The following is a 25,176-nucleotide window of genomic DNA, read 5'->3' as shown; positions in this document are numbered from 1 at the left end:
CTTGCCCCGCTGAGGTTACTTGGGCCAGGTGATCCTTTGCCCGTCCGGCCCGACGGTGATCTCGAATCGTTCCAGAGCCGGGGAGCCGTCGGTGTGCCACCACGTGATGTGGTCTTCGATGTCGTCCCAGATCCGGGCCGGCCCGCTCTGGCGGACTTCCCACTTTCCTGCACTCTGGGTGAGCACCGCCCAGGCCCCCGTTTCGGCATCAAGGAGGACGTGGTGGTCCTGGTCGTCCAGACTGAGACGAAGCCTCTGCACCTTGGGGGCCGCGATCTGGGCGACGAAGCGCGCCGTCCAGTCGTCGAGGATGTCAGGGCCGTAGGCGGCCAACCGCTCTTCTCCGCCCCCGAGATCAGGCAGCAGCCCGATCGGCGGGGGCGTGTGCGGGCGGGCGAGCATGAACGAGATCTGCCCTTCGAGGAAGCTCCCTCGTGCCGTCCCGTCTTCCTGCACGGTGAGCCGGGCCAGCTCGGAGGAGTACAGCCAGCCGCACACCGTGGCGAGGATCATCCCGCCCGGCTTGGTCTGCTCGATCCACTCGTACGGCACCGTGAGCACGCCACACGTGACCGTGATCCGGTCGTAGAGACCGCCGTCCCTGTGCCCGAGCAGCCCGTCACCGACCACAAGATTCGGATGGGCTCCGCATGCCGCAAGCGCGTTCTTGGCGCGGAGGCTCACATCCGGGTCGACCTCGACAGAGGTCACCAGGTCATCACCGAGGCGGCGGCACAGAAGCGCCGTCGAGTACCCGGTGCCGGTCCCGACTTCGAGGACCCGGTGACCGTCCTCGACTCGTAGTTCCTCGTGCATGCGCACCACGAGGTTCGGCATCGTGCTGGACGATGTCGGGGCCCTCATGATTTCACCGCGGATGTCGCCCGGCACGACGGTCCCGGCGATCTGCGTGACCAATGACTCGTCCGCATAGCAGCGGCTGAGCCAGTCGTCCGCGTCCGGCAACACCGGTCGCCAAGCCGTGGGTACCGAGCCCGGTACCTGCTCGAAGAACCCGCCGGTCAGGAACTTCTGTCGGGGCACCGCTTCGACCGCGTACCGCCACGGCTCCGTACGCAGGTAGCCGGCCGCGGCCAGTTCCTCGGCGAGGCGGCGGCGGAGTTCAGCGTCGGCGCTCATTCGCTCTTCCTCTCCAGCAGATCCGCCATGGCGGCGATCATGGGCAGGCCGGTCTCGTGCTCCAGCCACGCCCATTGTCCGGACGGGTTGCATTCCAGGAACCACCATTGCCCATCGTGGTCGATCGCGAAGTCGAACGCACCGAAGACCAGCCCGAACCGGCTGAGGTAGGCGTACAGCTGGGTCTCCAGCCCCTCCGGGGGCTTCACCACCGAGTAGGCCAACCTGTCGTAGTCGGTGCGCCAGTCCAACAGATCCGAGTCGATCCGCACATAGAACACGCGATCGCCAATGACGGTCACCCGCACATCCGCGACCTTCTCGACGCGCTGCTGGAACAGGTGGGCCGTGCCGGCCACCGAGTCATCGATGTCCTCCGGCAGGACATCGGCAACCCGCACCGTGCAGGACACGCCATCGACACGGTAGAGCGGGGTGGACAGCGGTTTGTAGATCACGGGGCCATGCTGGCGGACGAAGGCGCGCGCGGCGTCCGGCTCGGTCGTGATCAGGGTGGGAGGGAGCCGGAAGCCACAGTCCGCGGCGACCGCGAGCCCCGAGGGCTTAAACTCTGCGTCGCCGATGCGGTGGGGGTGGTTGACGTACAGGCAGCCGGGCAGTGAGGCCAGGACGCCGCCGAGCCCGTAGCGGGCCTGGGTGGTGGCGAACCTGGTGTCCTGCTCGCTCAGGTGCGGGAAGGTGAAGCCGGACGGCCTGCGGTAGTACAGGGAGCGGACGTTGGACAGGTCAGCGGTACGCGTGGGGGTGGTGAGCGTGCCCGTGATGCCGTGAGGCGTGATCGTGGCCGCGAACGACAAGGTGGTGGGGAAGTCCCCGGAGTCGAACCGCACGACCGGGGCGGTGCCCCGGTCGTGCAGCTCGTCAATCACCAGGTCGGTCGTGGGGTCATCCAGGTTGGTGACGACCAGAACCGGACCCGGGTTGGTCACTGGTCGCCGTCGCTCCCCGTGTCCTGGTCGCCGCCGCCGGAACCGCCGGGGCCGGAACCGTCACTGGGGTTTCCGGTGTTGGTGCTCGGCTGGGTGCCGGTGCTGGTTCCGTGGCCCGGCATCTCCATCACCACACCCGTGGCGTCGAAGTAGCGGCCCGTCTGGGTGACCGGGTCCAGCTCGACGCGGGCGTAGGACGGGGCCTGCGCCGGGTACGGCGCCATGCGGCGGGTGCCCCACGGGACGGCCGTGGCGATGCCGTTGGGGAGCGGCTCCCCCATCGGCGTCCGGTCGGAGTGAACGAACATCAGGCTCTACCTCCATGTGTAGGTGGTGCTGATGAGAAATGCAGCGATGATGCGGCCCCAGGTCACCCTAACTGCCTTTACTGGGAGCCTTTTAGGGGATCGTGCCAGTACCTGCACCGGCACCACACCCCGCCCGCCCTGGCCGAAAGGCAGGGTAGCGACGCGACCAGGACGGGAGTCTCAACTTCGCGGACATGAAGGAACTCAACTACCCTCAATGCCTCAATTCACGCGGAGATCAGCGCAGTTTCCCCAACAGGTCAGGGACCCTCGGTCAGGGAAAGGATGTTGATCTTAAGGGGCGCGTGGGGGATCTTGAGGGCCTCGCGAACAGCGGTTTCCACCGCTTCTTCCCGGTCTTCCGCAACGTCTTCCTTGGTCACCAGGGGATGAACGCCCAGGCCCTCGATGTCGAGCTGGTAGCAGTCGTCGGCCGACGTCAGCCGCACATTGACGATCTGCTCGCGCGAGCCGGGCCAAGAGTCATCGGGGTCCTGCAACGTCTTCCGGAGCCGGGGAAGGCCCGCCGAGAACTGGGAGCTCACGTTCGCAGCCAGGCAGGTCTCAAGGTCCTCCAGTCGCCGGGCCCTCTCCGCCGCGAACGTCCGTCCGACTTCGGCCACGAAGGCCCTCAGGCGACGGTCTCCCGAGGCAAGTGCTTCCTGCCTCCGGAAGCGTTCGTTCCGCTGCCAGTAAGCCCGCTGGACGGAGTCCTCGGCCATCTCGCGCACGTTCACCGCCAACTCGCTCCGACCCATGGCCCCGAGCCGGAACTTCAAGCTGATGAAGGCCAGCACCCGGTTTGTGCGGTAGTCGTCGTACTTCTCGCGGACCTTGCTGAGTTCCCGGCCGGCCAGGTTGCGGGCGTCCTCCCTCAGGGCTTCCAGCCCGTCAGCGATCAACCGCTGATGTCCGAGCCCGAGGTCGAGCGTGACACGCTGACGGTGTTGGAGGTACCCGAGTACCGCGTGACCGGCGACAGCGCCCGCCACCACCAACACGGCGGAGTTGATCTTCACTGACTTCTCCTAACTCTGAATGAAATCAGTCGAGTTGAATGGTCATCACGTCGGGTGGATCCACCTGGAACACTGCCCCTTGGGGGACCCGCAACCGCACCAACACTGCTCGTTCATGCCCCTACTTCGATGTCTCGTGATTCGAGTTGCCCGCCCCGGTGGTCCGCGGATCGCGCGGCCGAACCGGGGCGGGGGTTCCGGCCCAGGAGGTCAGGACTCCGGGGCCGGTGGTCTTGATCAACTGACCGGGATCGGCACACCCCGCAGGAGCATCGGTCGCCCGGCTCCGCTCTCCCACGCGTCCCATGCGTCCTCGACGCGGCGCTTCTGGTCGGGCTCCATCAACGCGTGGAGCCTGGAACGGGCCGCCCAGCGCAGGCTTCGGATCCCCCTCGGCAGTTCGTGGGCGAGCACCGCCCCCATCTGGCCCGGCCGGATCACACCACCGGCCCAAACGAGGTTGAGCCCCTCGGGGACCGCCGCCGCGTTGACGTAGTCCACCGTGAGAACCACCCGCAGCTCCAGGACGAGACCGGTTTCCGTCTCCAGGTGCCGGCGCGCGGCGAAGTGCGGCAGCTCGTTCGCCTCGGCGTGCCCGCCGGGCAGCGTCAGACCGTCCCTGTACTCGGGGTCGACCAGGAGAACCTGGAAGTCCTCCGAGCCGTCCGGGTCCTTGCGGAGGACGAAGATCTGCTGGCCCGAGCGTCTCCCGGGCGGGGTCGTCCTGATGCTCATCAACGTGCCTTTCCGTCAGCGAAGTTGAAGTCCGAGCCGCCTCCTGCCAGAGGGAGGTGCTGGCAGGAGACGGCAGGCCGCTCAACAAGGCCTCCGCCTCGGCCTCGGAGCGAAGTGGCGGGCCCTTCCACCCGCCGTGCACCTACCCGTGGCACCCGAGTCACGGGTAGGCGTTGAACCCCGCCGCCGCAGCAAGACGCCGTTCCCCTGCGGCGGCGGGAGCCTTTCAGTCCGACCGCTGGAGGCCGGTCTCCGTGTCCCCCTCCCAGGAGTCGTCGCACCTGGGCGGGAGCCGCCGCCGCCTGCGGCAGTTCGAGTTGTCCCGCGGTTCCGGGCGGCCACTGCGTACGAACCCGTCGGGTCCTCCGCTGGCGGCCAACATCATGGCGAACTCGGCGTCCAGGTCGTCCGAGGCCCGTTCCGACCCGGTCACGACCAGTCCCCCTGACCCTGGTACAGGCTGGCCCTCATGGCCTGCTGGCGGGAGAACCGCACCAGGGACTCGTGGTGGCTCTGGCAGGCCGGGATGCTGGCCATCCCATCACCCCAGGCGTAGTAGAGCCCGGGGGCAACCGGAGCCGGCTGCCCGTCGTTGCACAGAAGGCACCGGCCCCACCGGTACTGGTGGCGGGCGGGCATCTCACCCGCCACTGCCTCGCCCGGTCGATGAAGGGCGGTCTGGATGCCGATCATCACCGCAGCCTTCCGATCTTGGAGGCCTGCACGAACACGCTGAACCGGCCGATGCGGATCTGTTGGCCGTCCTCCATGAACCCGAAGTCGCCGCAGCCGCCGCAGGACCACCACGAGTCGTCCGCGGCCCGCTGGCCGTACGGCCGGTCACCGGTCCACTCGACCAACCCGCAGCACTCCGGGCGGACATCGGCCCGCCACCGGTTCCGCGTCGAACTCTCAACGACCGCGAACCCACCAGCCACCACCGTGCCCAGTTCCAGGCCGGCCAGCGCCAGCACTCCGGCGGGGCTCACGCCGACCACCCGCCCAACGGTCGGCGGTGCGGGTTACCACCGGTCCCGGGCGCGATCTCCCGGGGGTCGAGCGGCTGGATCCTGTCTCGCGGGGTCTCCCACAGGCGGTCGCTGTCACCCAGCGGCCGCAGTTCGACCGTGTTGCCGCACAGGCCCGGTCCCACGTACACGCCTTCGCGGGGCTGACCGTCTTCCATGTGCCCCAGGTCGTGGAGCACTTCGTGGAGCTGGGGGGTGAACGGGGGACTCTGCTCTTCGGACATGGGGGGCTCCGATCCGTAGTGCTACGACTACCCGGGGGCGCCAACTGTCCTCTAGCCTTGAGTAGTTCTCAACCTGTCAGAACTGACTGGAGAGTACCCTTGAACAAGAACGAACTGGACGCTGCCGCCTCTCCCGAAGCCGAGTTCGGTGACTTTCTTCGCAGCTCACGTGAGGCCAAGGGGTGGCGGCAGGAGGACTTGGCATATGCCGCCGGCTGCTCCCCCACACACATCTCGGCCCTCGAAAATGGTCGACGCCGTCCAACTCCCCAGATTGGCCGCAAGCTTGACAGTGCGTTTGGGTGGGATCGCGTCTTTGCGAACAGGGCCATCGATGCACGGTCTTCTGTGCTTCTCGAAGGGTTCGAGAAGTACGTGGCCCAAGAATCCAAGGCAGAAGAGCTAAGGCTGTTCACTCTGGGGATCATTCCGGGAGTACTCCAGACGCTCGACTACGCGCGTGCAATCGCGGCCGGGGCCGTGCGCCGGGGGAGCATCACACAAGAGGGAGCCGACGACCGGGTGGCTGTCCTCGCTCGTCGTCAGGCACGGTTGCGTCGAGAGCAACCCCCAGTCATCCATGCGGTACTGGACGAAAGTTGTCTTCGTCGGCCAGTCGGGGGCCCGGGAGTCATGTCAGCCCAGTTCGATCATCTCCTGGAGTTCGCCAAACTCCCGAACTCGCTGCTACAAGTTGCCCCGCTAGCCATAGGCGAAGACCGCGCCTTCGACTTGCCCGTGAACATCATCACGCTCCCGGATCGCTCCTTGATGGCCTACGCCGAGAGCGCACAGCAAGGCAACCTCGAACGGGACAGCGACGCAGTACGGCCGACCCTTGCGGCCTACTATCAGCTACAGGGCCTCGCGCTCTCCCAGGCGGAGACTGTTGCCCTGATCTGCCAGCTAAGAGAGGAACTACCGTGACCACCAAGGAACCTATGTGGTTCAAATCGTCCTACAGCAGCAACGGTGGCGACTGCATCGAGGTCGCGGGGAACCTTGTTGCCGAAGATGTTGTTCCCGTCCGTGACTCCAAGGACCCGCAGGGCCCTGCCCTGGTCTTCCCGACCACCGCCTTCACGGCCTTCGTGGCCGGGGTGAAGGCTGGCGAGTTCGGCGAGGTCTGATGGCATCAGGGAGGCCCCCACCCGAGCGGGTGGGGGCCTTCGGCGCCCTACTCGGTACTGCCCTCCGGGGTGACCAACTCGTACCCCTCGGGAAGGGCCAGATCCTCCGCCTCCAGGACACCGCTCACCGGCCACTGCGTCACGGGCACACCGTTCACCAGGCGAATGACCTCATCCCTGCAACAGGAGGCACAGATGGCAGTGTCCTCCTCGGTCACCCGGGACAGGCCGGGGAAATCCCCAAGCGGACCACGACACCGCGGGCAGACGTGGTCACTCACTCGAAGCCCTCACCCTTCGTCTCGTCCATCTCATCGAACATGCCGGCCAGCAGATACCGAGAGTCGCCCACGACCCGGTTCAACGGCGGACGACGAAACAGGGTCACCGGATACTGCGCGACGAGTTCCAGGCCCTCCCCATGGGCAGGACGCTCGTACGTCCGCTGTGCCCGTACCGTCGCCCCCATCTCCAGCGACCGAATCAGCAGGGATGCGGCCGCCCACTTGTCCCTGAGACCTATGCGGTAGGTGATCTCAATCAGATCGCCCTGGACAGAGCCCACCTCGACCTTGACACCCTCTGCGCCCACCAACTGCGCGAAGGCCGCTGCCCAGTTGGCGGGATCAAACCGCTCAGCTGTGTACTCGTTCACCACTGCTCCCTGTCTCCCCTGCCCTGGGGATGTTCCTCCCCGACCGTACCCGTAGGTGCCGACACAACCAGCTCCTCCCGCCACACGCCGTCCCGCCAGCGAGCGACCAGGTAGGCGAAGCGCCCCCGGACCGGAGTCCGGGGGCGCTGTCGCTGCGGCATCAGGTTTGGCGTCACCGACCCCACGACTCGACCTTCCGGCGCCACCAGTCCCGAGCCGTCTCGGTGTGGGCCTCCGAGGCCATCCACACCCAGTTCTCCGGGACTGGCCCCAGCTCGGCCGCGGGGGCCTTCGCGGCCGGCTCGGGGGTCGACTCGACCTCGACCACCAGCTCCTGGTCCTGGTCCTGGTCCTGGTCCTGGTCCTGGTCCTGGTCCTGGTCCTGGTCGACCGTCCTCTCCTCCTGGCCCACAGGAGCAACCCAGACCTGCGACATGCTGTGGACGGTGGCCACGATCTCCCCGGAGTCGACGTCGCGCAGGAAGTTCCGGCCCCGCTTCGACTCCTGCCACGAGAGGGCAACCAGGGTGCCGACCGGATCAGGATCCCCGGCCTTCACCGCGCCCCCGAACCAGAAGTAGGACGGGCGGTCGGACACGCTCACCAGGCTGCTCAAGCGCTGCTGCTGCCAGGTCCGGCCCTCGACAGCCCGCGGGGCCTCGGTGGGCTCGACCGTGAGCTCCTCCGGCTCCCGGTGCCCCTCGTCCAGATACTCGGCGATCAGGCGCCCGGTCTCCTCCCACGCAGGCCGGAAAGTCGCGATGAACTTCCTCCCCGCCCGCTGCCCGGCCGAGGAATCGGCCCGTACGTGGCCCTCGGCCCATTCCAGCAGCCACCCCAGTGTCTCGTGGGTGACCCGCCCACTGGCACCGTTCATGGTCCAGGAGCACCCCTTGAGATCGGCCACGACCTCCGGCCGGTCCTTCAACTGCCAGAGCTGACCGGGGACTCCGTTGGAGATCGAGCCGGGCATCTTGAACTCGTGCCGTCGTTCACGCGGGTCGTCCGGGACATGGTCAAGCTCATGCTTCTTGAGCACCGTCTTGGAAGCCTGCAACTTGCCGAAGTTGGGGTGGTCGCGCCAGGACCGGCAGATGTCCAACAGCGCTCCCAGGGCGGCGTTCGTCAGAGCAACGGTGGCCGAGTTGTTCGACCGCCCCATGTCCAGGGCCTTGCAAGCGTTCATCAAGTCGAACTGTCCGTCGGTCTCACACTCCAGGTCCCGCACGGCGTACTTCCGCAGCGCGGCGGGCAGGTGGGTAACGATCTCGTGGCTCATGGGCCCTCTCTTCTCTGTTTGGACTTCTCGGCTGTCGTGGAGGATGTTCAATGCGGGCACCCGAAGCTGTTCGGTGCACACGTTGCAATCACAGATGTGCTGGACACAGATGCACCCGGGGTCGTCGCACAGGCGGTCCGGACCATGGCCGTTGCCTCGGTCGAACCAGGTCTGGTACACGACGTGCTCTCGGTCGTACCGGTGACCGTGCGGCAACGGCTGCTCGTAGCAGGGCTGTTGTGCACACCGGGCCGCCTCCCTGTCTCGGAAGGCGGCCCGGCATTCGGTGCACTGGAGATACCCGTGAGGGCGTCCGTGAAGGCGGTGCGTCACAGCAGGGAGAGGAAGGGGTTAGCCGACCTCGTCGCCGCCGTCTTGGGCTTCGGCGGGGCCGTTCGAGCCGGGGCCCGTCCCGAGGCCGGCCGTTCTCCGGTGACCACGGCCAACGCGGGGGCGCCAGCCTTCTTCGACTTCCCGGCCTTCTTCGACTTCTCCTTCTTCGTCTTGATCGGTTTGGGCTTGACCACGGACTGAACCGCACGCACCGGCAACGGCATGACCGACTTCACTACTCGCTCCCGGACCGGAGCAGGCACGGGAATGGGCTGCTCAACCGCTGCGGGCCTCGGGTCCGCCAAGCGATAGATCGTTGCGGGCGCCCCCCGACCGCCGATCCGCTCCCGGACCATGTCTACGTCGCGCATCTGCTCCACCGTTGCCTTGACACCGGCCGCGTTGGCGCGAGATCCGAGCGCACGCAGGAGCACGCTGGACGTGGCCTCGCCGCCGTACCGCTGGAGCGTCTCCCGGATCAGGTCCGGCAAAGGCTTCGGGGCCTGCCGGCCTCGGGGCTCCGTCTCCACAGCGAAGCGTCGAACGCTGATCATGCTGTAGTCCACGAAGGCGCGGGCGGCCTCCCATGCCCGAACAGTGATCAGCGTCTTGCGCTCCGCAGCGGTGATGACGCAGGCGATCCGAAGAAGGTGCTCGTCCGCCCGTTCGATCAGGCAGGACAGCTCCTCCGGCAGGTCTCGAAGCGAATCCTCCAGCTCCTCCCGGTACCGGTCGTGCCGATCCGCCGCTGCATCGGACAGCTCCATCACCCGGGGCTCGGAGCGAGCCCACTTGTAGGCCCGGCTGAGCGTGGGCGACGCCTTGATGTTGGCCAGCGGGGACTTGATCCTGCTGGACAAGCGCTTGGACTGGTCGACCTCCACAGGCAAGAACCGGTTGAAGACGCCGCCGTAGGCCTCCTCCGAACGAATCAGCCTGCGCCAACGGGCAGGCTGAATGTGCCCGTGGAATCCGAGCAACGGGTCGTCAACCCGCTCCTCCTCACGCTTCCCGTTCTTGCCCTTGGTCGTGTTGACCAGGGCCGTACCGTCCCACGCACAGATCAACTGGTCGTAGTACGTCGCATCCCGATTCGCCGTCCGCAGCGTCGACGCCCATTCGTCCTCAACCACCAGGACCCGCCCGTCAACCCCGCTCTCCGCCGCCAATGTGTCCTGTACGACCTCAAAGAGCGTCGTCACCAGCGCGGCACCCGACTTGATGCCCTTTCGCTCGCGCTTCGCCAAGAACTCCGAGATGGACGTCCCGACAGCAGCCCTAGCCGTGGCCAGGGCATAGCCCTTTCGGCCGGTCTTCGACCTGCCGACCAGGACCGTCCACACATTCACGGGCCGACCGTTCGACTGCACCACTCGGCCAGCGAGGGCGGCGGACCACATGCTCAATGCCGCCGCGTAGATTCCGATCGGGTCGCCTTCGCTCCACTCCAACGACGCTTCCACGGCCTCGCCGATCGGGCCGTACTTCATCTGATCCCAGGTGGTCATTTCACTTACCTCTTTCTCGTTACGCGCTGATGGCCATGGGCTCGTCGATATCCAAAGCCTCGCTCAGCATTCCGCCGAAGCGGTCCCGGTGCTCCACGCACAGGTCCCACTCCAGGCTCCCGAGCGTGAGCCGTTCCACGGCCTCGACCACCGTTTCCGACTTGTTCCAACACGCGTTGCAGAAGACCTGTACAACCCGCTTCGTAGCCATCTCTCGTCCCTCCTCGTATACGGGTGTTCATGGCAAAGGCCGGATCCCCGAAGGAGTCCGGCCTCACCAAAAGCAACCGGAGTTACGACCAGCCGTCCCACCATCGGCGAACATCGTCCGCCGTGTATCGCGTTCCGTGCTCCTCCTTCACCACTGCTTCAAGCGTGAGGTCAGGGTCCTTTAGCGCCTCTTTGAATGCGGCCATGAAGAGGCCGATCAGATCCGTGTCTTTCTCGCTGTCGGTCAGCTCCGCCTCTATTAGGTCCCGAGCGTTCCCGAGGGCGTTCTCTATCTCGACGCTGGCGTAGTATCCGGTCATCACTTGCCAACTCCCATCTCTCTGTACAGGCCATTCATCGGATGAAGTTCAACAAGCTCAATTGGAGCCCAGACAAGCTGGCCGTTGAACCAGACTGAGAACAGACCGGCCTGAGGTCCACCGGACACCTTGCCCGCGCCCCTTATCAGGCCGTCCGAACCATAAACGATCACGTAGTCATGCTGCCGAATGTCCTGACTCACGCCGCTCAAATTTCAGGGCATCCTTCATGCGGTTCGACGCAGGCATGTATGCCAAGGGCCGTAACCCCGCCCTCGGCGAAAGCAAGGGCGGCGAGTCCCTGGGCAATGCCCACCCGGGCCTTGGCCCGACCCTTACCTCCGAACAGCGCGACGTCACCGTGCGAGGCGATCTGTTCAAGCGCCAACAGTCGCAGCGCCTCCACCTCACTTTCAGGCCTTCCACGCAGGTCCGAAATGCAAAGTGGCAGGAATCCCAGAAGGAATACCTGCCACGACTCCGGCACGGCCGTCTTTGTATCCGGATCACTGACTACCCGACCGAACATCGGGTGGTGTCGACTGCTCACGCCGCCACCCCCAGGTACGACAAGACCGCCTTATACCCACGTGCAGAGTGATAGGACTCCACCGCCCCGTTCACCAGAAGCTTGGCCACCCCGACCGGATCCGCGTATGCCTCGGCCATTCGGCCGCACTCCTCGAAGAGGACCGTCAACGCCGTACCTCGCTCAACGTCGTCCGGCATTTCCGCAATCCACTCGGCCGTCTCCCGGACGATCGCCTGGTCATCGATGTATCGCTTGATCATGCTCAAAGCTCTACTCCAGTCTCTTCCTTGTATGCCTCGCGAACAGCCTTGGGAATGGCCCCACGCGTCCCTACGACGAAACCATTTGCATTTCCCCACTCACGGCACATCTTCATGTGGCGGGCGTGATGCTCCGCTCGCTTCCTGGACTCCTCAGCGTCCGCCCAGAGTTCATCCCAGCGCTTTCGTTCCGCCTCCGCCTTAGCCTTGCGGGCGTCTTCCTTCGGCTTTTCCACAAGGTAGTACCGCACCTCATTTGAGTGAGGTACCGAGCTGTCCTCACGGTGTCGAAAGCCCTTGGCAATGATGAACGAGATCACGTTATCCTTGTTCAAGCGCCGGTGAATGAGCGGACACCTGCCTCCACCTTCCGGCTCCCCGAGGTACGAGACCACGTCCGGCATGGAGTCCACGACAGCCTGAATGTCAGCCGCTCTGACATTTGGCCCGATGTACCGGCGGAGAGCTGACTGTGACACCTCCCCCTCATACTCATCCAGCGCATGCCTAATCATTTCCTCAAGCATTGATCTACTTCCTCCGAATCGGCTTCGACCGAGCATGCATATCCGGATCGGAAACCGTCTTCTCCGTACATGGCCCGCACTTCGGAAAACGGGCGAACCAGGGTTCTCTAAACCGCTCGATTCCGACCCAATGGGTTGCCTCTCGACCGCAGTTGTTAGAGCAACCGCCCTGGTAGTTGTCGGGGTAGGACATTGACCGTTCCTCTCGTCTAGTGGCCAGCGCCACCACCAGGACCCCCGCAGCCGGCCGCGGGGCAGACTTCTCCCCGGGACGGTGGCCGGCTCGGGTCCTGGTGGTCACGCTGGCGACTAGCGCGTGTCTCTCAGCTGAGGCCCTGCTGCCGGTGCCGGATCGCATGCTCGCTTGCCTCGATCACCCGCTGAGCAATGACGGCGTGGTTCTCGTCCGTACCGGTCCCCGGGCACCACGTTCCCCGGGCCCACCGGGAACGCCGCTCAACAGCAATCCGGGTGGCGTGGAGCTCCTCCCGGGTCAGGTACCAAGGGCCCTCGTCCGGCAGGTTGTGGGAGAGCCGTACGGCCGCGTTCACGTACTCCGTGCCTGCCCACACCGGCTCAGAGGCCGCCAGCGCCCGCCGGAGGGTGTTCCGGATGAACGGGGCCTGGCACGTGTTGTCGACCAGCACCACCCACGTCTGGTCACCGTCCCGAAGCGGCCCCAGGCGCCCCCCGATAATCCCGGTGTCCTCCGGGTCGATGCCCCACTCGGTGAGGTAGGCCGAGATCGGCGTCCACGCCCAGTCGTCGAACACTCCGCCGTGATGCGGGCACAACAGCACACGGACCCGTTCACCGGTCCGCTTGGAGTCGGTCCACCGGACCCCAGTTGCATCCTCCGGGCAGTGCCCGACCGAGTCACTGGCGAACACCTCGCACAGGTACCCGGACCGCCTGAGACCGGCGTGGATCTCCAGAATCTCCCGGGCCGAATTCTCCGTGACCGCACGGGCCAGGTAGGCAGTCACTCCGTTCCGCTCATCCCACGCGTAGACGTACCAATCCTCCCCCTCATCTCGGATGTTGATCACGTACCCCTGGTAGTCGGGGGTGTATTCGGCCCCGAGACGTGCGAATCCCTTGCGGGCATCGGTCCAGCTACTCAACTTCTCGCCTCTCGGCTAGGTGTTGACCGTCGGCTGACAGGCCATGCAAAAGACCACCCCTCAGGGTGGCCTCAAGCAAGGCGGGTCAGACGTATTCACAATCCGACGGTCGTCCTCCCATAAAGGTCAGTCCGTGCATTACGCTTCCATCTCCTCTTCCTCAGCGTCCCGACGCTCCATCTCATACATGTGTATTCCGCCAGCGATGACCTTCTCAAGGTCGTGACCATACGATGCGGCGAGATGTGCCAGATCGCAGATGAGGTCTCCAACTAGCTCACGGAAACAGTCCTCTTCATGGAGATACTTGGCTTCTCCGTGCTGTCCGGTCTGCGCCGCAAACTTCACCGCAACCCTTGCCCAATGAGCGCGCTTCTCATTCATTTCAACTTCGGAATAGAACATCTCAGCAACCCCTCTCCAACTACATATGTGTTGACTGTCAACTGACAGGCCATGCAAAAGGCCGTCCCGAGGGACGGCCTAGAGCAAAGCGAGTCAGGCGTTGGCGGCTTCTCCCACCCCTGGCTTGTTCTGCATAAGCCAGTACCTCAGTTCATCTATGAACACATCGAGGTCATTCGACCGAGAGAACGCGCGCTCAGTGGCCAGCTCATTGAATCGATCCAATTCCCAGTCTTCACACTCCTGTTCCTCATCCTCGGGGTCATACGTCTTCAATTCCTCCCGAAAGGTCACCCTCCATCCCTCCTGAGCCTCCTCGTGGTCCTTGACTATGCTCTCGATCTTTTCTCGCAGGTTCATGATTTCCCTTTCAATGGAATGGGTTACGGCGGGAACAATTAGCGGGCACGGTTGCGATACCGGTCCTTGTAGAGGTTCAGCTCCACGAATACGGACGGAAGACCGTAAGAGGCCGCGTACGCGACCGCTTCCGCGTAGTCGTTAAAGACGCTGTGCCAAGCGGGTCCGATGTGAGCGACGTACATTGCGCCTCCATAGGCAGTAAGGGGAAGAAAAGGGTTGTCGACTGACAAGCCATGGATAGGCCGGGAAGCCCCGGCCACACCAAAGCGCGTCACTCACCGACGGTCGTGCAGCCAGTCACAGGCGGCCGCATATCCCTGCTGGCAGTCATCCCATTTGGCATCCCGGAAACCGTCGTTGAAGCTGAACACATTGGGTTCCGGGGCCCGGTGATCCGCCACCTCGACCCCTGCCCAGTAAGAGGCCGCCATGACGGCCACCAGGAGCACCCGAGAGAGGGCACTACGCATGGTCTTGTTCATTCAGTTCTCCAGTCCCCTAAGAACGATCAGCTCATCTGTGGCCGGAAAGAAGCTCAGCTGTCCGACCTCTGCCCATTCCTCGGCCGCCTTTCGGTGGCGCTCCTGGACCTTTGCGTGGCGCTTCTCGGCCCCGGGGGAGAAGTCGTCCCGGGTGAACTCCCACCACTCCCGGACGGCCTTGCAGCAATCCGGGTCGTCCGAGTAGCACGTCCCTTCCTCGGGGTGATTGCGCTTCCACTCAGCCTCCGAGTAGTGCGTCTCATCTGCTACCGCGCATTCCTCCAGGCGTTCCACCCATTCCTGGATGGCCCGGATCGCCAGCGCGTCATCGGCTCGGACGTAGAGCCGTTCGTAGTACCCGTGGACGAAGTGCCCGAATGAATGAATGGACACCCCTTCGGGGAAACGCTTCTCAAGGTCGCCGGATATGACCTCCCAGTTGCTCTCTTCGAGCGCGTCAGCGTCCCGGGTCTGCATAAAGGGGGTGGCAAGCCACAGACGGGTGAAGTCGTCCCGGTCGACGTGGAATGAGGTCCCCTTGTGCGCCTCCTTAGAGAACTCCTCCAACTTCGCCACGAAAGGCATTGCGGCCCGGATTCGGGCGACACGGCGCGTGCGTGCACCAGACATGATCCATTCCCTCTCTACCAGTGGTGGTTGGTGACGTCGCATTCACCGTCGACTACCTGAATGTGAATCCCGTGGGGACTGAGCACCCCGCAGCGGAAATCACCCCGCCCGGGGTTCTCCTCCTCTCCGTCCGTCTCGCAGTACTCGGCACATTCCTTGCGCGCTTTCTCTGCCGTTTCCTCGGCCCGCTCCCGCTTTCGGTGGACCCCGAACAGGTCCCCGACCTCGTTCCAGACGCGGTACTCAATCGCCATTGCCGCACATCCTCGAATCAAGTTTTAATGCAGCCATTAGCCCTAGAACGCCCGCTTCTGGCAAGCGTCGCACGGATTCCTGGCAGGGCAGCAACTAGCACGGGCGGTGCTGTAGCCAATGGGCTGGAAGAACCAGTTGTAGCGCTCCCACTTCACGCCGCGCTTAGAAAGCTCCGCCCGGACGGCGCCGACCGCGCATTCCGGACCGTCGGCCCTGACGTCAACCGTATCAACCAGCCCTCCGCCATTGCCTATTACCTCAACCGTGTAGACGCGGTACTCCCAGGTATGGAATCCGCCTCGAACCGTGCAACCGCATTTCTTCTTCACCAGCGTGTCAGTGGACATATCTCTCCCTAGGTCTGATGCCAGCCTGAATCTGGACCCACTACAGGCAGGTCCATCGAGAGCCGCAGAGGTGTGACCCAATACGGCCCTGCCGGGTAGTTTTGGCGCTCCCGGCCGCGCTTGGCCTCACACGCTTAAGGTCAGTCATCCCGGTGGGTGAGTATCAGTCACCCAACCTTCGCACTGCCGGACGCAATGGTGTCGGCTTGTAACGCAGGTGATCTATCCATGCCGGGTGATCAAGTCCGGTTATCCACCACGTACCAGGCCAGTCCTCGCAGGATTTACTCCCCGCTCAAGCACCTAGTCACTCCGGGCATCTATTCGCTTCATCCCGTGTGGTCTATGTGATGTTCAGTGCCGGTTTCCCCTTCGGCTTGCCAACCTCACAAGGGGACCTGTCACTTGCTTGTATGTGGCTCCCAGGAGCCTCTGTGTGCCGTTCTGTGGCCCCTTTGCTGGGGGCCGGTCATTCACTTGGTGGGTTTGGGGGCAGCTTCCTCACGCCCCGCCGGTCCGGCTTCCCTACTTGCCTGATGGCCTCTTCCCGATCCCCCGCTGTTGCGGTGGGCGGTACTTCCTGGCCCGGCGTTTCGGTGTTGCTTGCTCCGACGACCAGAACGTTAGGGCGACACCATCCTCGAATCAAGTTTGTCGTTGAGTGACATCTTCCCTGGATGCACCGAGAGTGCTCACTCCAAGGCCCTTAAAGGGATAAAGGGAGAGGCTTAGTGCGCATATGAGACCAAAGCGGACATGTGACTGGTCGTCATATGGGCTTTTGGCTACTCAAAGTTACGTTCAGATCGTTATCTTGGCGTTACCAGATTCACTAAAACCCTGGCGAAACTACACACATTCAACATATCCGATGGCATGTCAGACGGGCTCAGGCACCCCTCCGGACGCCCCTCCGGCCCAGTCCTGACAGGGCGTCAGACAGTGCCCCTCACCTGCCGCTTCCCAGTGCTCCCACTGAATGAATCCATCCCTACCCCTCCGAGTGCATTCATTCATCCCTGTGTCAACCGGGGGTAACACATGCATGCGTTCAGAGAGGACCCGCCGGGGGCACCGTCCTCACCCTCTGTACGGGTTTGAATCTTTCTGAGGGGCTGGAGGCCGCCTGGGCCGTCCTGGCGGCCGGCGGGGCTTCGAGGGCTGCTCAGAAGCCGTTCTCGGGCCTCCTGGGGCCCTTCCGGGGCCTCTTGGAGGTGAAGATGCCGCTCCGCGGCCTCGGAGAAGGCCTTGAATGAATAAAAGAGGCACCCTGAACGTGACGCCGGACACTCTTCCGACCAAGGTGTCCTCAGCTAGGGCCTGCCGACACATACATCTATTTTGTAGGGGGGTTATATACCCCCCGTCAGAGTGGGTTCTCTCTGTCTTCTCTAACTGGAGGCACGAGTAAGCCCTCCTCCCGAAAGAGGAGCCTACTGCTACTTCCAATGGCCCATAACCCTCACTCGGATGACACGTAGCACGTGCAGCCTCGGCCTCCGTGACTCCGACTTGATACCAAGCGAGGATCTCTAGAGGAGCTGAGATGAAGACTTCGACTATGAAGGCACTGGCCGCTGTGGGTGCTGCACTGACCATGGCTCTGGCACCAGCAGGTAGTGCCTCTGCAATTACTGGAGGGCGGGCGGCCACAGTTCAAGATGCTCCTTTCACCGTGTTCATTACAGGCCCGCTTCCACCCCATCCCTATCAATGCGCAGGAACCCTCATCAATTCAACAACGGTACTGACCGCTGCCCACTGTCTTGAGTACCTCAAGGGGGATGTAATAGTAAGTTCAGGCCTCTCTCGTACATCCCCCGACCAAACCGTTAGGTCTGAGAATATTATCGTTCACCCAGACTATAACCGGGACGACGGGGAGAACGACATTGGCTTGATCAAACTGCCCAGCGCAATGAAGGCGCAGCCTGCGGCTTTGCCGACAGTTGATGTGGACAATGGGTTGGTACTGGCGACCACAGGGTGGGGAAGCACTGTGCCGGGTGGCCCGCCTTCCGATGCGCTTCAAATCGCAAATTTCCAAACGGTAAATTACAGCCGGTGTGGAAATCTTGATTTTGAGTTCTTCGGCCTCGGAGTCTTCTGCTTCGGAAGCGACACGGCGAGAGTATGCCGGGGCGATGACGGCGACCCAATGGCCCAAAACGGAGTGGTCCACGGATTTGTTAGACGCAGGCTTTCCGGGAGCTGCACAGAAGGCGCCCCGGCCCTCGCGACTCGGGTTTTCCACTACGTGGCCTGGATCAAGGCCAACTCCTGAACCCTGGCCAGGGTCATCACGTTCAACCTGCTGGAGACAAAAGTAAGCCCCCTCTTTCGGGAGGGGGCTTACTTGTGAACCTCAGGTCGACTCGTCTTGGCCAGTCAGGCAGTTCCTCAGGACGACCTCCAGAACCGCATCGGCAATCTCGACTGCCACACTGGCCGGTACCTGCCCACTGTAGATCGAATCCAGCTTGGCCACGGCAGCCTCGCGTGCAAGATCACGAATTTCGGTCTGATCCACCCGGGTTCCTCCTTCAAGTCGGCAGGCGGCCCCAAGATGGCCGCATTGGAGATGCTGAGGGCCTGGATGTAGCTCAGTCTGCTCTCATGGCAGGGATCATCGTGCTCTTCGAGCTGGACCAGGCACAGAGCCCGGAGGGCGAGCCGGCCGTGCTCCTCGTGCACGCCGCGGGCCAGGACCCCGATGCCCCCGAGGACCCGCTTCCGCGGACCCTCTGTGGCAGGGGCACCGGGTCCATGGAGCACTCGCATTACCGGCCTGAGAGGCCTGGCGAGCCCTGGTACCCGTTCTACCTGCGGAACCAGCGTTGTCCCGCCTGTGAGGACGTCTTGAGGCGGGTCTGAGGCTCAACTGTCGGTCCTGTCACCCGTTCGGGTGGTCCCGGCCAGGGCGCTTGCTCGTTGTCAGTGGCCCGTGGCAGAGTTCCAACCAGCTCGCCGACCCGGGGACTCATGGGACGGCATGCAAGAGCCCCCCGCTTCGGTGGGGTAAGCCTGAGTCCAGGTGCGTTGGCTGTCCTGCCCCGGCAGGGCAGACTGGCGTTGGCGGTCACCCTTCGGGGCGGCCGAGGATATAAACACAGGTGTGCTCGTGAGGGCACAAGCAGATACCCCTGTGAGGGGGTATGCAAGACTCCTTCGGGTAACCGGAGGTTACCTGACCCGGTGGAACGATTATAAGCCCTAGAGGGTTCGCAATGAGCGAGCCATTGGGATCAGGTAGTTATCAGCCCTAGAGGGCTTGTGTTACGTCTCCGCCCTGCGCGGAGATCGCCTTGACCCAGATTGCCATGCTTTCCGGGATGAGGTTAATCCCTCGCATGAGGGATTGGCCCCGCAGTAGCGGGATAAGCTAGATCTCCCCGTGTATCGGGGTTGCTCCGAAAGGAGTTAACGACTCGGACCCGACGTCGAGTTGTTTCCCCGCTTGCCGGGGATGGGCCAGAGGTTCCGAGATTTCTGGCAGTCTTCCCCGGGAAGCCGGGGATGGCCCAACTACAGGCGTAGGATCGTCTCTGGTAGGACTGGATCTTCCCCGTGCAAACGGGGGTAGCCCAACTACAGGTGCGGGGTCGTACTTGGAGTCGGACTAATTTTTCCCCGTGCAAACGGGGATGGCCCCACTACTGGCGCTTCCCCAGGTCAAGTAGGGCTGCATTTTCCCCGCGTCAGCGGGGGTGACCCGTGCGGGGCTTAGGAAGACCGTAAGGGTAAGCACCAAAGTCCCCGCATCAGCGGGGGTCAGCCGCCTCTGGTCGGTACGTTGGAGAGTCCCTGTCGCAGGCCGGTTTGTCGGCTCACTGCAAGGTACCTCTGACCCTTCCCCGCGTCAGCGGGGGTCTTCGCCCCCTGATCTCGCATCAGGGGGCGACCTGCGTTTCAAGCCCTGTATCCGATCACTCCGAGAGGGCGGCTAGACCTCCGCGGAGGAACCTCCGTGCCACCTCGACGTCTCCAGGTCGGAATTCGACGGTCACGGAGACCCCATCGCGTCCTGCCGGCCACATGGCGATCGTAGAGCTGGCACCCAACACCCTGCTCAGCTGATCCACCAGCTTCCCGAGGTCAGGGTCACGCTCGTAGGCAACCTGCCTCTCTCGGTCCTGCTCACTGAGGTCTGCTGCCTCCAATGTCGTCTTCCGGTAGTCCTGCAACTCCGCGACCCGTGCCCAGGTTGCCACCATGTGACGTTTGCGCGCCCCCGGGCCGGCCCCGGACTCATCGATGGTGACTCCAAGGGTCCTGGGCGACGGCGGGGATGGTTGCAACCAGAGGAGGCAGTCCTGTCCCGGCAGACGGACTGACCGGCGTGAGGTCGACTCGCTCATCTCGGTCAGGCCTCCGGCGAGCACGGCCTCCTTGAGCCGCTTGCGCGCGGTCGCCTCGCTCACGTCCATGGCTGCCGCTGTGATCTCGACAGCCACCTCACGTGGTACGAGGGAGAGCGGATTGTCGATCTCGTGCTGCCTTACGACGTCCACCACGTTGGCCATGGCCCGCACTGTAAGCGGCGTTCCGCTCACGCGTGCAGTCTTTGGGCAGAGGGCGCCATCATGTTCAGGCTGTCGGCCCGTAGAACAGATGCGTTCCGAGACGTGTCCTCTGCCGGTGGAACCCGCCAGTACCTGTCAGGTCCTTGATCGCGAGTTGGTAGCCGTCTCCGCCATCATCGAAGCTGATGTTCGTCCCAGCCACACTCAAGATAATCGACTCGCCTCGGCCAGCAATGGTGTAGCCGCGTCGTCGGTACCACCGCATAACTGGCAAGTTCCCAGCCCGAATCTTGGCCAGGGTGATGCGAGTGCCTCGAGCGGCGACCAGCCGCTCGCCAGCGGTCAGGAGGGCCGTGCCTAGACCCCGGCTCTGCGATTCTGGTCGGACAGCCAGTAGTTCTACCTCCGCCAACCGGTCAGCAAGGATCCGCTGCCCCTTTGCTCCCAGTTCGGCATACTCCTGAATCAACCGAACGGGTGAGCCGAAGTACGTGAGGCCTGACAGTTGGCCGCCTGGCCCGTCCACTACCAGAACGGCGGCCTGGCCGTGCGGTAGGCGGAATCGGCCGCCGTACTCTTCGACGGCAGACTCTAGGCTCTTTCCGTTGGAACGCGGTTCGGCGCCGTGAAGGGCAAGCCTTGCGAGGTCCGAGACCTGAGCCCCTTCCCCGGCCCTGGCCAGCCTCACAGGCGCCAACATGGTCTCCATAGCCGCACCCTACTGCCGCGGATAGACTGCCCTGGTGCACCGCTCCCACGCGGCAGTTGTCAACTGTCCTGTGGGAACAGGAGGTCTGCCCCCGGAGTCCTGACTCCGGGGGCAGTGCCGTCTTCGGACCAGGGCCTGGCGCGTGAGTTGAGCCCGATAGGCTCAGACCGTACAGGCCTGGTTCGACCCCTTGCCTGATGTGGCCGCAGGAGTGCCACAGACGGGCCCCTCGGCGATGCCGAGGGGCCTTCGATGTTCCTGGGTCGGAAGAGGTGCGTAAGGGTGCTCCTAGGCCCCTGTCAGACCCATTCGATCTCGCTCTCGACTCCGGGTGTCTCGCTGCATGTGGGCAAGGGGGTCCGAAGCCGTTGGACGGCACTCGCCTCGCGCTGGCGGCCGAGCCGCCCAAGAATGTGATCTCTCTCACTCTCGGGCAGCTCGGCCAGCTGTTCAGCTAACGCTGCCAGCGAGCCGTTCATGCCTTCTGACCAGGGCTGTTGACGACCGTCAGCGGCAGCATCTTCTTACCGGTCGGGCCTGTTTGTACCCATGTCCCCATCTGGGGGCACACGCCGCAGTCGAAGCACGGCGTCCAGCGGCAGTCGTCGACCTCGACCTCCTCCAGGGCGTCCTGCCAGTCCTCCCACAGCCAGTCCTTGTCGAGGCCGCTGTCCAGGTGGTCCCAGGGCAGCACCTCCTCGTAGGAGCGCTCGCGGGTGGTGTACCAGTCGACGTCGACGCCGGTGCCGGCCAGGCCCTTCTCGGCGGAGAGCATCCAGCGGTCGTACGAGAAGTACTCGCGCCAGCCGTCGAAGCGGCCGCCGTCCTCGTAGACCGCGCGGATGACCGCGCCGATCCGGCGGTCGCCGCGGGAGAGCAGGCCCTCGACGATGCCGGGCTTGCCGTCGTGGTAGCGGTAGCCGATGTTCTTGCCGTACTTGCGGTCGCCGCGGATGGAGTCGCGCAGCTTGGCCAGGCGGGCGTCGGTGGCCTCGGCGGACAGCTGCGGGGCCCACTGGAACGGGGTGTGCGGCTTGGGCACGAACCCGCCGATGGAGACGGTGCAGCGGATGTCGTTCTGGCCGGTGACCTCGCGGCCCTTCTGGATGACGTTCTTCGCCATCTCGCCGATCTGGAGCACGTCCTCGTCGGTCTCGGTGGGCAGGCCGCACATGAAGTACAGCTTCACCTGGCGCCAGCCGTTGCCGTAGGCGGTGGCGACGGTGCGGATCAGGTCCTCCTCCGACACCATCTTGTTGATCACCTTGCGCATGCGCTCGCTGCCGCCCTCGGGGGCGAAGGTGAGGCCCGAGCGGCGCCCGTTGCGGGACAGCTCGTTGGCGAGGTCGATGTTGAAGGCGTCGACGCGGGTGGACGGCAGCGACAGGCCGATCTTGTCCTCGGTGTAGCGGTCGGCCAGCCCCTTGGCGATGTCACCGATCTCGGTGTGGTCGGCGCTGGACAGCGACAGCAGGCCGACCTCCTCGAAGCCGGTCGCCTTGAGCCCGCGCTCGACCATCTCGCCGATGCCGGTGATGCTTCGCTCCCGCACGGGGCGCGTGATCATGCCGGCCTGGCAGAAGCGGCAGCCGCGGGTGCAGCCGCGGAAGATCTCCACGGACATCCGCTCGTGCACCGTCTCCGCGAGCGGGACCAGCGGCTGCTTGGGGTACGGCCACTCGTCCAGGTCCATCACGGTGTGCTTGGACACCCGCCACGGCACGCCCGGGGCGTTCGGCACGACGCGGCCGATCCGGCCGTCGGCCAGGTACTCCACGTCGTAGAACTTCGGCACGTACACCCCGCCGGTGCGCGCCAGGCGCAGCAGCAGTTCGTCGCGCCCGCCCGGGCGGCCCTCGGCCTTCCAGGCGCGGATGATCTCGGTGATGTCGAGGACGGCCTGCTCGCCGTCGCCGATCACCGCGCAGTCGATGAAGTCCGCGATCGGCTCGGGGTTGAACGCCGCGTGGCCGCCGGCCAGGACGATCGGGTCCTCGTCGGTGCGGTCCGCGGCCTCCAGCGGGATGCCGGCCAGGTCGAGCGCGGTCAGCATGTTGGTGTAGCCGAGCTCGGTGGAGAACGACAGCCCGAACACGTCGAAGGCCTTGACCGGGCGGTGGGCGTCCACGGTGAACTGCGGCACCCGGTGCTCGCGCATCAGTGCCTCGAGGTCCGGCCAGACGCTGTAGGTGCGCTCGGCCAGCACCCCCTCGCGCTCGTTCAGCACCTCGTAGAGGATCATGACGCCCTGGTTGGGCAGCCCGACCTCGTAGGCGTCGGGGTACATCAGCGCCCAGCGGACGTCGCAGGCGTCCCAGTCCTTGACGGTCGAGTTGAGCTCGCCGCCGACGTACTGGATCGGCTTCTGGACGTGCGGGAGGAGTGCCTCCAGGCGTGGGAAGACCGATTCGACAGTCATGTACTAGGAACCCTTACGACGTGATTCGGTGCCGCGATTCGGCACGGGAGGGGTGACCCTCAAGGGTAGCCCAATCCGGGGAACGGCCCGTCCGGGACGGTTGCCCGCCGGTGCGCCCCGGCGCGATCCGCACCCGCCGGTGACCGCCCCGGCACGCGCGGTGCGCGCCCGCCGCCCGGCCCCGTCCGCCGTTGACACGCCCGGAACGCCCGTGCGGTACTGACAGGGCCCTGCCCAAGGCCCTGCACCCCTTCCGGAGACGGGAGTTGGGTCGTACGCTCGGCCAACGCCGACTCCCCGGCGGCCCGCTCGCCCCAGTACGCCCTCCCCCGTCCCCGCGCGGCCCCCTCACCCCGGCCCCGCGGAGCCCGTCCCCCGGCCCGCAGGCCGCGTCCGGCGGCGCGGCACTCCCGCGCGCCCCGGCGGCCGTACGACCGGTCGCAAGGAGAACCATGACCGACACCGGTCGGCGGGTCCGGCCCCTGGCCCTGCGCGCCCCCGACGCCCGGCCGGCCCGCTACCCCACCGCGGCCCAGGCGGAGAGCGCGGCCCGCCGCCTCGCCCTGCGCCACCCCGACCGCTGCCGGCTGCGCGAGGTGGGCCGCTCCCGGGCCGGGCGCCCGCTGCTGCTGCTCTCGGTGGACCGCGGGCCGCGCGCCGCCCTGGTGGTCGGCGGCCCGCACCCGAACGAGCCGATCGGCACCGCCGCCGCCGTCCGGCTGGCCGAGGTGCTGCTGGAGCGCCCCGCCCGGCCCGGGCTGTCCTGGCACCTGCTGCTCTGCCTGGACCCGGACGGCGCCGCCCTCAACGCCGGCTGGCTGGACGGCCCGCTCACCATGCGCCGCCACTACGAGCACTTCTTCCGCCCCGCCTTCGAGGAGCAGCCCGAACTGCTGCCCGCCCCCGGCTCCGGCCGCCCGCCGATGCCGGAGAGCCTGGCGCTGACCGGACTGATCGACGAGCTGCGCCCCTTCCTGCAGTGCTCGCTGCACGGGGTGGACTTCGGCGGCGCCTTCGTCCAGCTGACCGGCCCGGTGCGCGGCCTGGCCGAGCGCTTCGCCCGCTCCGCGGACCGGGCCGGCATCCCGCTGGACGTGGACTCCTACGACGCGGTCGGCTGGTCCAGCCCCGCCCCCGGCACCTATCTGATGCCGCCGCCCGGCAGCACCGGCACCCCCCGGGCGCTGCCGGACGAGCCCGAGCTGTCCACCTGGTCGTACGCGGCCCGGTACGGCGGGGTGACCGCCGTCCTGGAGGTCCCGATGTGGGCCGTGGACGCGGTCGGCGACGCCCGGGTCCATCCGGCCGGGCCGCGGGCCGTCGGCGAGGCGGCCCGCGAGCTGACCCTGCGCACCGAGCAGCTCGACGCGCTGCTCGCCCGCGTCCCGGCCCAGGCCCGGGAGGCGTACGGCCCGCTGGTGCGCACCGCCGAGTTCAACCTGGCGGTGGCCCCGCGAATGGCCGCCGAGTGGCTGGAGCTGTGGTGCCCCGGCCCGCTGAGCGCCGCCCGGGCGACCACGGCCGGGCTGGTCGCCGCCCGGCTGCCGCTGCGGGTGGCCTCGATCCTGCTGCGGTTGCTCGCCGACGCCCGCGGCCCGGCCGCCGAGGCCACCCGGGAGCGCGCCCGCGCCGTCGTGGCGGACAGCCTGGAGCGGCTGCGGCACCGCTTCGGTGCCCGCTGGGTGCCGGTCCAGGAGCAGCTGGCCCACCAGACCCGGGCGGTCCTGACCGCCGCCGACTGCCTCTTGCATCCTGCCTGAC

Annotated in this window: 31 protein-coding genes; 4 read left to right on the top strand and 27 right to left on the bottom strand. The window is 65.5% G+C overall.

Annotated features, from left to right (window positions below):
• Positions 1–15: 15 nt before the first annotated feature.
• The 7 genes from tgmC to ACFY2K_RS11800 all read right to left on the bottom strand — a co-directional run bounded on the left by tgmC (position 16) and on the right by ACFY2K_RS11800 (position 5,404).
• Positions 16–1,140, bottom strand: a complete 1,125-nt coding sequence (gene tgmC, locus ACFY2K_RS11830) for an ATP-grasp peptide maturase system methyltransferase (RefSeq protein ID WP_387711049.1) — start codon at positions 1,138–1,140, stop codon at positions 16–18.
• Positions 1,137–2,090 carry an ATP-grasp ribosomal peptide maturase gene (gene tgmB, locus ACFY2K_RS11825; protein WP_387711047.1) on the bottom strand — a complete coding sequence of 318 codons (954 nt, stop codon included), beginning with the start codon at positions 2,088–2,090 and terminating at the stop codon, positions 1,137–1,139. The genes tgmC and tgmB overlap by 4 nt, the downstream gene beginning before the upstream one ends.
• A complete protein-coding gene (gene tgmA, locus ACFY2K_RS11820; protein ID WP_387711045.1) occupies positions 2,087–2,398 on the bottom strand; it encodes a putative ATP-grasp-modified RiPP in 312 nt (103 codons plus the stop codon). Before tgmA ends, tgmB begins: the two co-directional genes overlap by 4 nt.
• A gap of 260 nt (positions 2,399–2,658) precedes the next feature.
• Complete coding sequence (locus ACFY2K_RS11815; RefSeq protein ID WP_387711043.1) at positions 2,659–3,417, bottom strand: hypothetical protein; 759 nt, start codon at positions 3,415–3,417, stop codon at positions 2,659–2,661.
• A gap of 237 nt (positions 3,418–3,654) precedes the next feature.
• Positions 3,655–4,152 (bottom strand): NUDIX domain-containing protein, encoded by a 498-nt coding sequence (locus ACFY2K_RS11810; protein ID WP_387711041.1) that lies wholly within the window; start codon positions 4,150–4,152, stop codon positions 3,655–3,657.
• Between the two features lie 692 nt (positions 4,153–4,844).
• Complete coding sequence (locus tag ACFY2K_RS11805; protein ID WP_387711039.1) at positions 4,845–5,141, bottom strand: hypothetical protein; 297 nt, start codon at positions 5,139–5,141, stop codon at positions 4,845–4,847.
• Complete coding sequence (locus ACFY2K_RS11800) at positions 5,138–5,404, bottom strand: hypothetical protein (RefSeq protein ID WP_387711037.1); 267 nt, start codon at positions 5,402–5,404, stop codon at positions 5,138–5,140. The genes ACFY2K_RS11805 and ACFY2K_RS11800 overlap by 4 nt, the downstream gene beginning before the upstream one ends.
• 99 nt (positions 5,405–5,503) lie before the next feature.
• Between ACFY2K_RS11800 and ACFY2K_RS11795 the strand changes: the two genes are divergently transcribed.
• Positions 5,504–6,331, top strand: coding sequence for a Scr1 family TA system antitoxin-like transcriptional regulator (locus tag ACFY2K_RS11795; RefSeq protein WP_387711035.1), 828 nt, complete (start codon positions 5,504–5,506; stop codon positions 6,329–6,331).
• A complete protein-coding gene (locus ACFY2K_RS11790) occupies positions 6,328–6,534 on the top strand; it encodes a DUF397 domain-containing protein (RefSeq protein WP_387711033.1) in 207 nt (68 codons plus the stop codon). Before ACFY2K_RS11795 ends, ACFY2K_RS11790 begins: the two co-directional genes overlap by 4 nt.
• A gap of 277 nt (positions 6,535–6,811) precedes the next feature.
• Here ACFY2K_RS11790 and ACFY2K_RS11785 read toward each other — a convergent pair whose 3' ends face one another.
• From ACFY2K_RS11785 to ACFY2K_RS11710, 16 genes are all read right to left on the bottom strand, one after another.
• Positions 6,812–7,189 (bottom strand): hypothetical protein, encoded by a 378-nt coding sequence (locus ACFY2K_RS11785; RefSeq protein ID WP_387711032.1) that lies wholly within the window; start codon positions 7,187–7,189, stop codon positions 6,812–6,814.
• 172 nt (positions 7,190–7,361) lie between these two features.
• Positions 7,362–8,468 carry a hypothetical protein gene (locus tag ACFY2K_RS11780; protein WP_387711030.1) on the bottom strand — a complete coding sequence of 369 codons (1,107 nt, stop codon included), beginning with the start codon at positions 8,466–8,468 and terminating at the stop codon, positions 7,362–7,364.
• Positions 8,469–8,797: 329 nt separating this feature from the next.
• A complete protein-coding gene (locus ACFY2K_RS11775) occupies positions 8,798–10,309 on the bottom strand; it encodes a DUF3987 domain-containing protein (protein WP_387711028.1) in 1,512 nt (503 codons plus the stop codon).
• Between the two features lie 19 nt (positions 10,310–10,328).
• Positions 10,329–10,520: a hypothetical protein gene (locus ACFY2K_RS11770; RefSeq protein WP_387711026.1), complete on the bottom strand. Its 192-nt coding sequence runs from the start codon at positions 10,518–10,520 to the stop codon at positions 10,329–10,331.
• An 82-nt stretch (positions 10,521–10,602) separates the two neighbouring features.
• On the bottom strand, positions 10,603–10,839 hold the full coding sequence (locus ACFY2K_RS11765; protein WP_387711024.1) for a hypothetical protein: 237 nt from the start codon (positions 10,837–10,839) through the stop codon (positions 10,603–10,605).
• Positions 10,839–11,042 carry a hypothetical protein gene (locus ACFY2K_RS11760; protein ID WP_375885112.1) on the bottom strand — a complete coding sequence of 68 codons (204 nt, stop codon included), beginning with the start codon at positions 11,040–11,042 and terminating at the stop codon, positions 10,839–10,841. The genes ACFY2K_RS11765 and ACFY2K_RS11760 overlap by 1 nt, the downstream gene beginning before the upstream one ends.
• Positions 11,043–11,047: 5 nt before the next feature.
• Positions 11,048–11,389: a hypothetical protein gene (locus ACFY2K_RS11755; RefSeq protein ID WP_387711022.1), complete on the bottom strand. Its 342-nt coding sequence runs from the start codon at positions 11,387–11,389 to the stop codon at positions 11,048–11,050.
• Positions 11,386–11,631, bottom strand: a complete 246-nt coding sequence (locus ACFY2K_RS11750) for a hypothetical protein (RefSeq protein ID WP_387711020.1) — start codon at positions 11,629–11,631, stop codon at positions 11,386–11,388. Before ACFY2K_RS11750 ends, ACFY2K_RS11755 begins: the two co-directional genes overlap by 4 nt.
• A 2-nt stretch (positions 11,632–11,633) precedes the next feature.
• Positions 11,634–12,158: a histone-like nucleoid-structuring protein Lsr2 gene (locus ACFY2K_RS11745; RefSeq protein ID WP_387711018.1), complete on the bottom strand. Its 525-nt coding sequence runs from the start codon at positions 12,156–12,158 to the stop codon at positions 11,634–11,636.
• Positions 12,159–12,481: 323 nt separating this feature from the next.
• Positions 12,482–13,207, bottom strand: a complete 726-nt coding sequence (locus ACFY2K_RS11740) for a hypothetical protein (protein WP_387711016.1) — start codon at positions 13,205–13,207, stop codon at positions 12,482–12,484.
• A 213-nt stretch (positions 13,208–13,420) separates the two neighbouring features.
• Complete coding sequence (locus ACFY2K_RS11735; protein WP_387711014.1) at positions 13,421–13,687, bottom strand: hypothetical protein; 267 nt, start codon at positions 13,685–13,687, stop codon at positions 13,421–13,423.
• Positions 13,688–13,780: 93 nt separating this feature from the next.
• Positions 13,781–14,047, bottom strand: coding sequence for a hypothetical protein (locus ACFY2K_RS11730; protein WP_387711012.1), 267 nt, complete (start codon positions 14,045–14,047; stop codon positions 13,781–13,783).
• A 278-nt stretch (positions 14,048–14,325) separates the two neighbouring features.
• On the bottom strand, positions 14,326–14,532 hold the full coding sequence (locus tag ACFY2K_RS11725) for a hypothetical protein (protein WP_387711010.1): 207 nt from the start codon (positions 14,530–14,532) through the stop codon (positions 14,326–14,328).
• Positions 14,533–15,108 (bottom strand): hypothetical protein, encoded by a 576-nt coding sequence (locus ACFY2K_RS11720; RefSeq protein ID WP_387711008.1) that lies wholly within the window; start codon positions 15,106–15,108, stop codon positions 14,533–14,535.
• Between the two features lie 68 nt (positions 15,109–15,176).
• Complete coding sequence (locus ACFY2K_RS11715; protein WP_387711006.1) at positions 15,177–15,416, bottom strand: hypothetical protein; 240 nt, start codon at positions 15,414–15,416, stop codon at positions 15,177–15,179.
• A 42-nt stretch (positions 15,417–15,458) separates the two neighbouring features.
• Positions 15,459–15,764, bottom strand: coding sequence for a hypothetical protein (locus ACFY2K_RS11710; RefSeq protein WP_387711004.1), 306 nt, complete (start codon positions 15,762–15,764; stop codon positions 15,459–15,461).
• 1,546 nt (positions 15,765–17,310) lie between these two features.
• Here ACFY2K_RS11710 and ACFY2K_RS11705 point away from each other — a divergent pair.
• On the top strand, positions 17,311–18,048 hold the full coding sequence (locus ACFY2K_RS11705) for a S1 family peptidase (protein WP_387711002.1): 738 nt from the start codon (positions 17,311–17,313) through the stop codon (positions 18,046–18,048).
• 81 nt (positions 18,049–18,129) lie between these two features.
• Here the strand turns inward: ACFY2K_RS11705 and ACFY2K_RS11700 are convergent, their stop codons facing one another.
• From ACFY2K_RS11700 to ACFY2K_RS11685, 4 genes are all read right to left on the bottom strand, one after another.
• Positions 18,130–18,294, bottom strand: coding sequence for a hypothetical protein (locus ACFY2K_RS11700; protein WP_387711000.1), 165 nt, complete (start codon positions 18,292–18,294; stop codon positions 18,130–18,132).
• 1,396 nt (positions 18,295–19,690) lie between these two features.
• Complete coding sequence (locus ACFY2K_RS11695; protein ID WP_387710998.1) at positions 19,691–20,287, bottom strand: hypothetical protein; 597 nt, start codon at positions 20,285–20,287, stop codon at positions 19,691–19,693.
• Between the two features lie 64 nt (positions 20,288–20,351).
• Positions 20,352–20,996 carry a GNAT family N-acetyltransferase gene (locus ACFY2K_RS11690; protein WP_387710996.1) on the bottom strand — a complete coding sequence of 215 codons (645 nt, stop codon included), beginning with the start codon at positions 20,994–20,996 and terminating at the stop codon, positions 20,352–20,354.
• Positions 20,997–21,471: 475 nt separating this feature from the next.
• Positions 21,472–23,415, bottom strand: coding sequence for a TIGR03960 family B12-binding radical SAM protein (locus ACFY2K_RS11685; RefSeq protein WP_387710994.1), 1,944 nt, complete (start codon positions 23,413–23,415; stop codon positions 21,472–21,474).
• A gap of 452 nt (positions 23,416–23,867) precedes the next feature.
• On the opposite strand from ACFY2K_RS11685, the gene ACFY2K_RS11680 reads away from it, so the two are divergent.
• Positions 23,868–25,175, top strand: a complete 1,308-nt coding sequence (locus tag ACFY2K_RS11680; protein ID WP_375893114.1) for a M14 family zinc carboxypeptidase — start codon at positions 23,868–23,870, stop codon at positions 25,173–25,175.
• Position 25,176 lies beyond the last annotated feature (1 nt).

Origin of the sequence: Kitasatospora sp. NPDC001309, assembly GCF_042896295.1 — a bacterium.
In the GTDB taxonomy this organism is placed as follows: Bacteria; Actinomycetota; Actinomycetes; order Streptomycetales; family Streptomycetaceae; genus Kitasatospora.
The sequence above is the reverse complement of the archived record's forward strand: the minus strand, read 5'-3'. Positions and strand labels throughout refer to the sequence as shown.